At 47.5% G+C, this 12,400-nt stretch carries 11 protein-coding genes; 3 read left to right on the top strand and 8 right to left on the bottom strand.

The features are described from left to right. Position 1 precedes the first annotated feature (1 nt). Positions 2–1,693 (top strand): b(o/a)3-type cytochrome-c oxidase subunit 1, encoded by a 1,692-nt coding sequence (locus tag K6T22_RS03305; protein ID WP_238238915.1) that lies wholly within the window; start codon positions 2–4, stop codon positions 1,691–1,693. 101 nt (positions 1,694–1,794) lie between these two features. On the opposite strand, the gene K6T22_RS03310 is transcribed toward K6T22_RS03305, so the two are convergent. The 5 genes from K6T22_RS03310 to K6T22_RS03330 are packed head-to-tail and all read right to left on the bottom strand — an operon-like array spanning position 1,795 to position 5,266. Further along, a complete protein-coding gene (locus K6T22_RS03310) occupies positions 1,795–2,424 on the bottom strand; it encodes a response regulator (protein ID WP_023467256.1) in 630 nt (209 codons plus the stop codon). Further along, positions 2,421–3,446, bottom strand: a complete 1,026-nt coding sequence (locus K6T22_RS03315; protein WP_238238916.1) for a sensor histidine kinase — start codon at positions 3,444–3,446, stop codon at positions 2,421–2,423. The genes K6T22_RS03310 and K6T22_RS03315 overlap by 4 nt, the downstream gene beginning before the upstream one ends. Further along, complete coding sequence (gene liaF, locus K6T22_RS03320) at positions 3,443–4,162, bottom strand: cell wall-active antibiotics response protein LiaF (RefSeq protein WP_029340864.1); 720 nt, start codon at positions 4,160–4,162, stop codon at positions 3,443–3,445. Before liaF ends, K6T22_RS03315 begins: the two co-directional genes overlap by 4 nt. A gap of 59 nt (positions 4,163–4,221) precedes the next feature. After that, the gene (locus K6T22_RS03325; RefSeq protein WP_238238917.1) at positions 4,222–4,839 is read right to left on the bottom strand and encodes a PspA/IM30 family protein; all 618 of its coding nucleotides are present in this window, start codon (positions 4,837–4,839) and stop codon (positions 4,222–4,224) included. Positions 4,840–4,888: 49 nt separating this feature from the next. Continuing rightward, the gene (locus K6T22_RS03330; RefSeq protein ID WP_238238918.1) at positions 4,889–5,266 is read right to left on the bottom strand and encodes a lmo0954 family membrane protein; all 378 of its coding nucleotides are present in this window, start codon (positions 5,264–5,266) and stop codon (positions 4,889–4,891) included. 273 nt (positions 5,267–5,539) lie between these two features. Here K6T22_RS03330 and rsgA point away from each other — a divergent pair, with 273 nt between their 5' ends. After that, positions 5,540–6,589 carry a ribosome small subunit-dependent GTPase A gene (gene rsgA, locus K6T22_RS03335; RefSeq protein WP_238238919.1) on the top strand — a complete coding sequence of 350 codons (1,050 nt, stop codon included), beginning with the start codon at positions 5,540–5,542 and terminating at the stop codon, positions 6,587–6,589. A 70-nt stretch (positions 6,590–6,659) separates the two neighbouring features. Here the strand turns inward: rsgA and abc-f are convergent, their stop codons facing one another. The 3 genes from abc-f to pflB form a co-directional block, all read right to left on the bottom strand. Further along, a complete protein-coding gene (gene abc-f / locus K6T22_RS03340; RefSeq protein WP_238238920.1) occupies positions 6,660–8,360 on the bottom strand; it encodes a ribosomal protection-like ABC-F family protein in 1,701 nt (566 codons plus the stop codon). A 271-nt stretch (positions 8,361–8,631) separates the two neighbouring features. Continuing rightward, complete coding sequence (gene pflA, locus K6T22_RS03345) at positions 8,632–9,351, bottom strand: pyruvate formate-lyase-activating protein (protein WP_238238921.1); 720 nt, start codon at positions 9,349–9,351, stop codon at positions 8,632–8,634. Positions 9,352–9,382: 31 nt separating this feature from the next. Beyond that, positions 9,383–11,632, bottom strand: a complete 2,250-nt coding sequence (gene pflB, locus K6T22_RS03350; protein WP_238238922.1) for a formate C-acetyltransferase — start codon at positions 11,630–11,632, stop codon at positions 9,383–9,385. A 338-nt stretch (positions 11,633–11,970) separates the two neighbouring features. Here pflB and K6T22_RS03355 point away from each other — a divergent pair, with 338 nt between their 5' ends. Further along, positions 11,971–12,399 carry a hypothetical protein gene (locus K6T22_RS03355; protein WP_238238923.1) on the top strand — a complete coding sequence of 143 codons (429 nt, stop codon included), beginning with the start codon at positions 11,971–11,973 and terminating at the stop codon, positions 12,397–12,399. Position 12,400 lies beyond the last annotated feature (1 nt).

Genomic DNA, 12,400 nt, shown 5'->3' on the forward strand with positions numbered 1-12,400 from the left:
GATGAATGCCATTTCAAAAAAACTACGACAGTTCGAGATGGAACGTGGTCTACCGGCTACCGTCATTGGAATCAAGGAAGCAAAACTCGCTTTTGCCCATGTCAGTTTTTCACTTGTTGCTTTATTGATCGGCGGTCTATGTGGATTACTACAAACGATGGTCCGGACAGGTGCCATCCCAGAAATCGCCGGAGTCGGATACTATGAACTTCTGACTGCACACGGATTGATGCTTGCGATCGTTTTTACGACGTTATTTATTTTTGGATTATTGTTCTCATTTTTAGGTCAATCGTTTGGACGTTTCGAAGAATTTCCTCGTCGCCTCGGGTGGGTCGGATTCTGGTTCATGATCCTTGGCGTCGTCCTCGTCACATGGATGGTGCTTGCAGGTGAGGCTTCCGTCCTTTATACATTCTATGCACCACTTAAGGCGCATCCTGTATTTTATATCGGACTCGTCATCTTCGTTGTCGGAACGTGGATTGCTTCTTTTGCTATGTTCCGGATGTACGCCGATTACAAGCGGGAGCATCCGGGTGTCCATCCGCCACTTCAAGCGTATATGAGCATCATGACTGCCTTACTGTGGGTCGTTGCAACACTCGGCGTAGCAGCAACGATTCTCTTTCAGTTGCTTCCTTTATCCCTCGGTTGGACGGATAAGGTCGGGATCGAACTATCCCGGACGCTATTTTGGTACTTTGGTCATCCACTCGTCTATTTTTGGTTGTTACCTGCATACATCGTCTGGTATACCGTCATTCCAAAAATCGTTGGAGGGAAGATTTTTTCTGACGCGTTAGCACGAATGTCATTTTTATTGTTCCTACTCTTTTCGTTCCCGGTCGGTTTTCACCATCAATTGTTAGAACCGGGGATCTCTGCTTTTTGGAAGTATGTCCAAGTCGTCTTGACGTTCCTTGTCATCATTCCATCATTGATGACGGCCTTCTCCATGTTTGCGACTTTTGAGTTGGCGGGTCGCCGGAAAGGGGCGACTGGTATATTTGGTTGGGTGAAAAAAATGCCATATCGTGATGTCCGTTTCCTTGCACCATTCATCGGGATGTTGTTCTTCATTCCAGCGGGTGCTGGTGGTGTCATCAATGCATCCCATCAACTAAATATCATTGTGCATAACACGTTATGGGTCACAGGACACTTTCATATTACGGTCGGTGCAGCTGTGGCATTGACGTTCTTCGGAACGGCTTACTGGCTTGTCCCGCTCTTACGTGGTCGGACGTTAACGGCAGCAATGAATCGTCTAGGACTCATCCAAACGGCTGCTTGGACGATTGGGATGCTCTTCATGTCGACAGCGATGCATATCTCAGGACTACTCGGTAACCCAAGACGGACTGGACCAGCAACCTATTTCAAGGACTCCATCGTCGCTGACTGGATTCCGTATCATGTCGCAATGGCGATTGGTGGAACAATTTTATTTATTTCAATTCTACTATTCCTCTATGCGATGTTCCAACTCGCATTCCGCACACCGAAGGGAAAAGAAGAGTTTCCAATTGCTGAAACAGAAGAAGAGGCGATGGCAACACCGCTCTTCTTTGAGAACTGGAAGTTATGGATTTTCGTGACGTTCGCTTTAATTGCTTTTGCATACACGGTGCCGATCTGGCATATGATCGAAAATGCCCCTCCAGGCGCACCAGGATGGAAGCTCTGGTAAATCATATAACGAAAAGCGAAGAACCCCGAATCGTTTCCGAGTAGGAGACGATTCGGGGTTCCTTGTGTGAGCTGAAGGAATAAGTAATGAAGTGCTAACTCTTATTTGACGAGATTATGCTTGAAAGCATAAACGACGGCTTGTGTGCGGTCTACGACATCAAGTTTCGATAAGATGTTCGAGACGTGTGTCTTGACGGTTTTTAAGGAAATGAATAATTCGTCTGCGATTTCTTGGTTCGCCATACCACGAGCCATCAATTGAAGAACTTCCTGCTCACGTTCTGTTAAGTCGTCATGTAAGTGTGTCGTAGGACGACGGAGACGTTCCATCATTTTACCTGTCACTTGTGCTGCCATGACAGATTGACCGTTTGCGGTCTTACGAATCGCTTCTGCAATATCAAAAGCGCTAGCTGTCTTTAAGACATAACTCATCGCACCGGCTTCGATGACAGGATAGACTTTCTCATCATCAAGAAAACTCGTCACGACGAGAATTTTTGCTTCCGGCCAGTCCTTGCGGATCAGTCGTGTTCCTTCGACGCCATCAACTGGTTCCATCACTAAATCCATCAAGATGACATCCGGTCGGTGTTCAAGCGCAAGCAAGGCTCCTGCTTGACCGTCCGATGCTTCAGCGACGACCTCGATGTCTGGTTGTGTGGAAAGGAAAGCAGACACACCGGCCCGGACCATCTCGTGATCATCTACTAATAATACGCGTATCATACTTGCACCATCCGATCTTTTCTAAGTTTGACTTCGATTTGGGTTCCTTGTCCAGGAACACTGACAAGACGAATCGTTCCGCCCATCTCAGCCGTTCGTTCCCGCATCGAATTAATGCCGTAAGAGGCAAGCTTTTTTTCATCGACGACGAATCCAACACCATCATCATTCATGCTCAAGATGACTGTTTCGTTGAATTGCCGGAGTTCGATATCCATATGAGAAGCTTTCGCGTGACGTAATGCATTCGTCAATCCTTCTTGGACGATTCGGAACAACTCGTTTTCGATTTGTCGTGGGAGTGTCATCTCTTCTAACTTCCAACTCAATTGTGTAGACTGCTTTCTAGATAATTCTTCGAGCAATTGCGAAAGTCCTTGTTGTAACGTCATTCCTTCGAGTTCGACGGGGCGAAGTTGAAGTAAGAGCGAGCGCATTTCAGACTGCGCCGTTTGTGCCATCGTCTCGACCATCTCGATTTGTTTGGCGGCAGCTTCAGGTTGAGACAGAATCGTCTGTTTGGCTGCTGTCGTCATCATCGAGATGGCATAAAGCTGTTGCGACACGGAGTCGTGTAAATCACGTGCGAGTCGCTTGCGTTCTTCCGTGACAGCTTGAACCCGGACTTGCTCGACATGTTGCGGACGTGTGCTGATCTTTTGGACGGTCTCGACTTGTTCATCGATGCGTTTCCCGATCCGCGACAAGCGTGTCAACGTATGAAAGTAAGGACCCGGAACGATCGTCACATCTTTTCCTTGTTCCAGTTCAATGATCGCAGTCGTGACACGTTTGAAGTCACGGCGCAAGAAAAAGTAATGCATGCTACCGATTGCAAGCGGCAGTAGTAACGATAGTCCGATGACGAGTAGCAGGACAGGGAAATCTTGTTGCCGGACAAAGAGAACATGCCAATCGACTTGACGTGTACTTAAGAACAACAACGTCGTCATGACGGCTGTCAAAAAGCCCGTCATGACTTGGAGCGCAATGACACCAAGCGGGAATTGATCACGCTTCATATCGAAGACACCTCCACGTTGCCGATTCCGAGCATGACATGAATACGAACTTTACGCGTTGCTTCACCGTATTCCGGTGCTCGGAATTGAATACGTCGATTGAAGAAGGTCGGAATCCGTCGGATGTCTGTCTTGACGCTTCCGAAGCCGATTGAAGTATCGAGCGTATAGTCGTATCCAGACGGTAACAGAATCCGGACGTCCCCGACGACGCCGCTGACGACGATTAAAGTCTCACCTTCCGGGACGTAAGCATGCGTCAAATCGATTTCTAAATCCTTGACGATGAACTGTTCACTTAAATCCTGTAAGACATACGGTGCATCGGCTTGGGTCGAGAAGGAATAGGCTGGCTGAATCTTGATGCCTTCCTCTTCATATTGATGCGGGGCAATCCGTGAAAACAAAAATTCGCGGACGGAATGCCGTGTCACGAGAATGATCCCGAGATAGAGCAAAATCCCGGCAATGACAAAACCGATGGCAGCCGAACTGAGGACAACGCCAGCAAGGATGATCGTACCGACGATGTAGAATAGAATCGCTAGTTTTTCATGATTACGGCGCCGGAAATGGATCCCGACGTAATACAGCAGGAAAGGAAATAGAACACCAAATAATACGTTTCCTGCACCGGATAATAGGTCGTAGAACAGACCGAGGGCGAACAGGATCGATACGTAACCGACCAGTTGTTTCGTACTTAATCGTCGCACGATCAATCTCCTTTCTAACATGACAAAGGGAGGCATACGCCTCCTTCGCCATTGACTGCTTATTGGTGAATGCGGCGCTCGAGCTCAGCGATACGCGCATCGATATCATCTTCATCGACGACAGGTTGTTTTGCTTCTGGTTCTTCCGTCGTGAACGGATGTGCTTCTTCCTTTATAGTAGCATTTGGTTCACGATCTAGCACCTGGTTCATCTTGTTTTTTAAGTTCGAGACGTTTTCACGCATCATCCACTCGTACCGTTTATTTTGTAGATCCTCTAGCTTTAACTTCAACTCGAGAGCTTCGCGTTCCAGCTCGTTCAACTCGCGTTTTGTTTCAGCGACAAGTTCTTCAAAGAACCGGTATTGCTCACCATAATGTTTCGATTCGATGGCTGCACGTTCAGCAAGTTGTTGTTCACCGGCTTCGTTTGCAATCTCCACTTGCTTAAAGCGTTTATCGGCTAAATCTTTCGCTTCTTCTTGTTTATGCGTTAATTCTTGCAGTAACGTCCGTTGACGCTCTAGGAGTCGATCAATCTCTTTTAAGTCAGCTTCTGTTGAGCGGATATGACGAACCAGTTTTTTAGCGGGTACTTCGCCCTGTTCGGCTGCTTTTTTGACTTCTGTCATCATCTGTGTCGCAAAATCATTGAGTTGATCAAATACGTTCTTCATGAAAAATTCCTCCTTGGAAGTAGCAAATGGTATAGGGGCATGTTTTTAATTAAAATCGTTTTTCGTCTAGGTCTTTCCAATCTGCTTCAAAGTGCGTCGTTGATGTACGGCGGCGGGCAAATAAGTTTTGAACGTCGACACGCTGTAATTTCATACGCATGTAACCGACGTATAATGCGATTGCTGCGGCGATTCCGATGACAGCCCAGATGTTCGAGAGGGCAAGCCCGATCCCGATAGCTGCAAGTAATCCAAAGCCGAGTTTCGCTGGCCACTTACTGGATTGCATGAACTTGCTGATGGAATAGAACGCGAGCAACGCCCCTAAACCAAGTCCGACCATGTGCGGTAATGTTCCGATAACGACAGCGAGTAATGCGAGTCCCGCAAGAATCATCACCACTTGTTTTCCTTTCGATTGCTTCATGAGGAAGCCTCCCTTGTGTTGATACCTTTATGATACGGGAGTCCCTTGATTCACACGACGCTCTTTGGACCGTATTTGCTCTCGGACTTAAGGCGGAGAGAAGGTCTGACTTTGAGGGAAGCGCTATCAGAATGAACGATTGATATGATATTCTAGAAAGGAATCGAATTGAGAGGAGTGATGTTGATGAGTGCAACTATCAACGCTAAAAAAGTAACATGTGTCGGAAGCCAGGGAGGGGTTTCCCTCCCTTAAATCAGAGGAGGAAACCATTTGAACGAATGGGGTACACTACCTGTCTACGAAACGACAGGAACAGAACGATTAGGACGAATTATTGCCGTCTATCAAACACATTATCGCGTCATGACGGAAGAAGGAGAGTCACTCAGCGAACTATCTGGTAAATTGCGTTTCCAAACTACGACGAAGTCAGAATTGCCGGCAGTCGGAGATTGGATCATCCAAACGGAGCGAGAACCGGGGAAGGGACGGATTGAGCGTGTCTTACCTCGATCGTCTCAATTTTCTCGAAAAGCAGCCGGCACGGAAACCGAGGAACAAATCATCTGCGCAAATGTTGACGTTGCCTTGCTTGTTATGGCTTTTGGACATGACTTCAACGTCCGTCGACTGGAACGTTATTTAACAGTTGCTTGGGATGCAGGGGTGACACCAATCATCGTCCTGACGAAAAAGAGTTTAATGCAGTCAATCGCAGGAGAACTGCAGGCTGTCGAAGCGATCGCTTTCGGAACACCGATCCTTGCCGTTGATTCTTTAAGCGGTGACGGATTAGAAGAGTTGCGTGAACAGTTACAAATCAAGCAGACGATCGTGTTAGTCGGATCGTCCGGTGTCGGGAAGTCGACGCTCGTCAATGCCTTAGCTGGAGAGCAGTTAATGGAGACGGGGGGCGTACGGGAAGACGATGAACGAGGACGTCACACGACGACGCATCGCGAACTGAAACGACTTGCGAATGGTCTGTTGCTCGTTGATACACCAGGGATGCGGGAATTAGCCTTGTGGGACGGAAGTGATGGTTTATCGTCGACCTTTTCCGATATCGAAGAACTTGCTGGGAACTGTCGTTTCCGAGACTGTGAACATGACAAGGAACCGGGATGTGCTGTACGAACAGCTTTACAGGATGGAACACTATCCTCCGAACGTTGGAATAGCTTCGTGAAGTTAAAGCGAGAAATCGCTTATGCGGAACGTAAGCAAAATGCTGCGTTGCAGGCAGCGGAGAAAGACAAGTGGAAAAAAATCCACAAACAAGCACAAGCGCATACGAAAGTGAAGTATCAAAAGCGATAACGTGACTGACATACGAAAAGCATCTGCAGCGGAAAAGGAGTCCCTTTTTCCAAGCAGATGCTTTTTCTCGTTATTCTTTTGAAAGTGATTCATTTGTTTCTGTATTGAACGGCACGATGCCCGTTAAGGCGTCAAGACGATGTAAGTCGGATTGAATCGCTTCAGGATCACTTTGACGCGCATTTCGTACGGTGGCTGTTCCGACCGGATGATCGTTGAATCCATCCGTTAAATCAAACGTCCGGTTCGATAGCCGATCGGTGAAATAGCGATCGTGAGAGACGAAGAGGAGTTCGCCAGGGAAGACATCGAGAGCGGCTTCGATTTGTTCACGTGTTGCGAGATCCAAGTAGTTTGTCGGTTCGTCGAGAATAAGCAAGTGAGCACCAGAAAAATACAGGCGTAAGAAAGCAATCCGACATTTTTCACCCATGCTGGCGTCAGTAATCGACCGGTATACCTCATCGCGCCGGAATAAAAAACAGGCGAGCAACGTCCGGGCGTCCGTCTCACTCATCGTGCCGTACTCGAGTAACACATCTAACAACGTTCCTGACGTCGGTAAGTGGGAAAGGGCTTGTGAAAAATAGCCGGTTTTTAATCGAGGATGGCGGATCACGTTCCCTTGATCGGGAACATATTCACCTTCGATGAGACGTAGTAAGGTCGTTTTTCCGCTCCCATTCGGTCCAATGACAGCAATCCGGTCGCCGCGCTCTATCGTAAATGAGATATCGTTTAGAATGGTTTTCGTCTCATGTCTAAACGAGACACCTTCGAACGAAACAAGTCGCTTCGCATGCATTGCTTCATGTTGGAATGCGACGTGAACAGTCGGTGCAGTTTCTGGTTTTTGTATGCGGTCCTCTAGGAGACGCTCGAGTTGTTGCTCTTTTGCTTTGACTTTTGTTGCGTGTTTAGCGGCTTTCTTTTTCGCATACGGATCACGTTCACTGGCTTGATCCGTAGCTTTTTGATGCCACTGCCGATAGCCCTGGATCATGCGGGTCAGCTCTTTACGTGTACGTTCTTGTTTTTCATACGCTCGTTGTTGCGACAGAGCTTGATGTTCTTTTTGTTCTTTATAGGACTGGTAGTTTCCGCTGTATCGCGTTGCTCCTGATTCGGACAGTTCAATGACGGCATCTGCCGTCGCATCAATGAAAAATCGTTCGTGTGAGACATAAAGAATCGAGATCTGTGACGTGTTGACCCATTCCGTGAGCCACTCGAGTGTCTCTTGATCTAAATGATTCGTCGGTTCATCGAGAATGATGAAATCAGGTCGCGACAGGAGTAGACAGGCCAGTTGGAGGCGTGTCTGTTCACCACCGCTTAAACTGGATGCTTCGTGTGTCCAAAGTGCTTCATCTAATTTCACTTCTTTTAAGACGCGTGCTGCATCTGCTTCAAGGGAGAAGGCATCCCGATCAAGTGCTTGTTGATAAACCGTCAAATCACCGTTCATGGCGTCAGCGCGAAGTTGATAACGGACTGAATCTGCTCGTTCGACGACATCAAGAACGGTTTGATTATCCGCTCTGAAGTGTTGCGATAGTAGACCGAGCTGTTTGTAATGACGCTTGATTGAACCGGACGTCGGCTTAAGTTGGTCAGCGATTAAATGTAACAGTGTCGTTTTTCCAATACCGTTCGGACCAATCAAGGCGACGTGTTCGCCAGCATGAATGTGAAAAGAGACGTTCGTGAAAAGTCGTCGTTCGTCGTAATCCATCGAAAGGTGTTGAATCGTAAGTGTTTCAGTAGGCATAAAAGCAGCTCCTTTAGGGTTCATTTCCAGTAAGATGAAATGAAAACACACCATCCGAAGCGCGCGGATGGTGTGCAGGAGTAACTCAAAGAAGGGAATGACCAAAGACTGGTCACACCGAAAAAGAGCAGACTCGTAGCGTCAAGCATCCGCAACTGCATTGCGAAAGAGATGATTTCATTCATCAAGCGACGTGTACGAGTGATTGCTTCATGTCGGTGTTGTACCTCCTGTTCATAATCTATGAAGTCATTGTAACAAAATGGAAACGTTAACACAAGTACGATTCAAGGAGCGTTTGCGCAGCATTTGTTTCTTCCGGCGAAGGGGGAAGAACATCCGTCAACGGATAAGCAAGACCGAGGTTTTCCCACTTATAGACTCCGAGTTGATGATACGGAAGTACTTCGACGCGCTCGACGTTTCCGAGCGTCCGGATGAACTCACCGGTCTGACGGAGGAACTGCTCCGACATCGTAATGCCTGGGACGAGGACGTGGCGGATCCAGACAGGAATGTTTCGCTCAGCCAGGCGTTTTGCGAAAGTGAGTGTATTGGCGTTACTCCGTCCGGTCAAGACGCGACAAGCGGCATCGTCGATATGTTTGATATCAAGCAACACCAAATCCGTCGCATCGAGAATCGCATCGATGTTTTTTGGAACGACGGATCCTGCTGTGTCGATGACGGTATGCAGCCCATGGCGTTTTGCTTCTGTTAAAGCAGCCTCCAGGAATTCTGGCTGAGCGAGCGGTTCACCTCCGGAGAAGGTGATGCCGCCACCCGTTGCCTCGAAAAAGGAGCGATAGCTGATTGCTTCTTTTATGACTTCGTCTGCTGAAACACGGCGTCCGCAACCAAATTCCCAGGTATCGACGTTATGACAGTATTGACATCGTAATGGGCATCCTTGCGTGAAAACGATGAATCGAATGCCTGGACCATCGACCGTTCCACATGATTCAACAGAGTGGATCATCCCGTGCGTCATCCTGCTCACTTCCTTTCACATACTAAACTGTTTAGAGAGAACCGTGGAACGTTCGATTGATGACGTCAATCTGTTGTTCACGCGTCAATTTAATGAAGTTGACGGCATATCCGGATACACGAATTGTCAATTGTGGATACTGCTCCGGATGTTCCATGGCATCGAGTAACGTCTCACGGTCAAAGACGTTAACATTCAAGTGATGACCTTTTGAAGTCGTACCGCCCATATATCCGTCAAGTAAACCGACCGTATTGCGAATTCGTGTTGCCTCATCCTTACCAAGTGCTTTTGGAACGATCGAGAACGTGTACGAGATACCATCGAGTGCATGTTCATATGGTAATTTTCCGACAGATGTCAGTGCGGCGACAGCACCACGAGTATCACGTCCATGCATCGGGTTAGCACCCGGTGCGAATGGTTCGCCAGCGCGACGACCATCCGGTGTATTCCCTGTTTTTTTACCATAGACGACGTTTGAAGTGATCGTCAGGACAGACTGTGTCGGAAGTGCATTCCGGTACGTTGGATGTTTACGGATTTTTTCCATGAACAGTGTCACGAGATCAACAGCCATTTGATCGACTCGTTCATCGTTATTCCCGAACTTCGGAAATTCACCTTCGATTTTGAAATCAATCGCAATCCCGTCTGCATCTCGGATCGGACGGACTGTCGCGTAACGGATAGCAGATAGACTATCGGCGACGACTGATAAACCAGCGATACCACACGCCATTGTCCGTAGGATTTCTGGGGCATGCAAAGCCATTTCAATCCGTTCGTAACTATATTTATCGTGCATATAATGGATGACATTGAGTGTGTTGACATACAGTTCTGCTAACCAATCGAGTTGACGATCGTAAGCCGCCATGACGGTTTCGTAATCGAGTACCTCATCGAGCATCAATGGTGTAGCGGGAGCGACTTGAATTTTGAGCTTCTCATCAATCCCACCGTTGATCGTATAGAGTAATGCTTTCGCAAGGTTCGCCCGTGCACCGAAGAATTGCATCTGTTTGCCGATCCGCATGGCGGAGACGCAACAAGCGATACCGTAATCATCCCCGTAGACCGGTAACATCAAATCATCGTTTTCGTACTGAATCGAGCTCGATACGATCGACATCTTCGCACAAAATTCCTTGAATCCGCGTGGAAGCTGAGTAGACCAGAGGACAGTCAAGTTCGGTTCCGGTGCCGGACCGAGTGTCGAGAGCGTGTGTAAGAAGCGGAATGAACTTTTCGTGACGTTTGATCGACCATCTTCACTCATACCACCGATTGATTCCGTGACCCACGTCGGATCACCTGAGAAGAGATCGTTATAGTCCGGTGTCCGCAGGAATTTGACGATCCGAAGCTTCATGACGAAATGATCGACGAGCTCTTGTGCGGTTTCTTCCGTTAATCGGCCGGTCGCAAGATCACGTTCGACATAAATATCGAGGAACGTCGAGACTCGACCGAGGGACATAGCGGCACCATTTTGCTCTTTGATCGCAGCAAGATAAGCAAGGTAGACCCACTGGAACGCTTCTTGTGCCGTTTCTGCCGGACGGGAGAGATCAAAACCATAGCGTGTTCCAAGTTCAGTCAGTTCCATCAATGCACGTAATTGCTCATTCATCTCTTCACGGTCACGGATCATTGATTCAGAGAGGAAGCCACCGCGTGCCTTCAAATCCCGTTTGCGCTCCTCAATCAAGCGTGCTGTACCGTACAAGGCGACGCGACGATAGTCGCCAATAATCCGACCGCGTCCATAGGCGTCTGGTAGTCCGGTAATGATACCGGCTTTACGTGCTGCGCGCATTTCTGGCGTATAGGCATCGAAGACGCCTTGGTTATGTGTCTTCCGGTATTCGCTAAAAACTTTCGTCACGGTCTCATCTGCTTCAAATCCGTAAGCAGCTAAAGCATCGTTTACCATGCGAATCCCGCCGTTCGGATGGATCGAACGTTTGAACGGTTCGTCCGTTTGTAAGCCGACGACTTTTTCGAGCGATTGATCAAGGTAACCCGCAGCATGCGATAGGATCGATGAAGGTGTTTTGGCATCGACGGCGAAAACTCCACCGCGTTGTCGTTCTTCATTCGTCAGCTGTAGAATTTGTTGCCAGAGTTGTTCCGTTGCTTTCGTTGGACCCACTAAAAAGTGATCATCTCCTGTATATTCCGTGCGATTAAGTCGGATGAAGTCTGCAACATCGATTACATTTACCCATTCACCAGACGTAAAGGTCGCCCAGGCACTCGTTTTTTCTAATAACATGGATACCACTCCTTTAAAATTGAGCTAAAATCAGTTCCTTATGTGAATAGTGTAACAAAAGGACAGGTGAATTCCCTTTACGTTCATGTGAATGTTTTAACAAATGTAAAAGCGTTGATATGACAAGCTTTCTTCAATTCTGTATTCATATAAGAACGAATTAGAAAAAACAGTTGGAGCTTGCTAAATCAAGGTTTTTTGAGGACTGTATGAGTTGAATTGAAAAAGAATCACTAGAACAGTTGAAACTGTGAGGAATGTCACGCGACGGTATCTTGTGTTTTTAGGACGTATCGTTGACAATGAAAAAGGGAATATAGAACGTGGAGGTGTGCCAAATGGAGTATGTGTCATTAACACAACAAGGAGACTATCAGTCAGGAGACTGGGTCTCGCTAAAAATCGGTTCGGACGGTTCGACACGAACTGGGATGATCACGGAATTCGAAAGTGATGGATTCTGGATTCGGTTTGAGGATGACTTTGATTATGAAGACTTTATCGGCTATGATGAATCGTATTGGATTGCGCTTGTTCGCCGTCCGGTTGACGTAAAAGCGACGTATGCAAGTCTTGCAGAGTATCCGGCACTCGCTGCTGAGTTACAGGATCGTGTCATCCAAGGATTTGAGATTCTAGAAGAAGAAGCAGGAGAAGAAGAAGTCCGGTTCCACATTCGATTGCTCGATGCAGGAAATGAATATACACAAACGTTACGGGGTTACCGTGATGGATCAGGAGATCATGTCGAATACGTAACGGCATGAT

Source organism: Exiguobacterium acetylicum, from assembly GCF_022170825.1.
In the GTDB taxonomy this organism is placed as follows: domain Bacteria; phylum Bacillota; class Bacilli; order Exiguobacteriales; family Exiguobacteriaceae; genus Exiguobacterium_A; species Exiguobacterium_A acetylicum_B.

Coding starts and splice junctions, on each gene's coding strand:
- K6T22_RS03305 (WP_238238915.1), top strand. CDS start 2: ATGAATGCCATTTCAAAAAAACTACGACAGTTCGAGATGGAACGTGGT.
- K6T22_RS03310 (WP_023467256.1), bottom strand. CDS start 2,424: ATGATACGCGTATTATTAGTAGATGATCACGAGATGGTCCGGGCCGGT.
- K6T22_RS03315 (WP_238238916.1), bottom strand. CDS start 3,446: ATGAAGCGTGATCAATTCCCGCTTGGTGTCATTGCGCTCCAAGTCATG.
- K6T22_RS03325 (WP_238238917.1), bottom strand. CDS start 4,839: ATGAAGAACGTATTTGATCAACTCAATGATTTTGCGACACAGATGATG.
- K6T22_RS03330 (WP_238238918.1), bottom strand. CDS start 5,266: ATGAAGCAATCGAAAGGAAAACAAGTGGTGATGATTCTTGCGGGACTC.
- abc-f (WP_238238920.1), bottom strand. CDS start 8,360: ATGCCTACTGAAACACTTACGATTCAACACCTTTCGATGGATTACGAC.
- pflA (WP_238238921.1), bottom strand. CDS start 9,351: ATGACGCACGGGATGATCCACTCTGTTGAATCATGTGGAACGGTCGAT.
- pflB (WP_238238922.1), bottom strand. CDS start 11,632: ATGTTATTAGAAAAAACGAGTGCCTGGGCGACCTTTACGTCTGGTGAA.
- K6T22_RS03355 (WP_238238923.1), top strand. CDS start 11,971: ATGGAGTATGTGTCATTAACACAACAAGGAGACTATCAGTCAGGAGAC.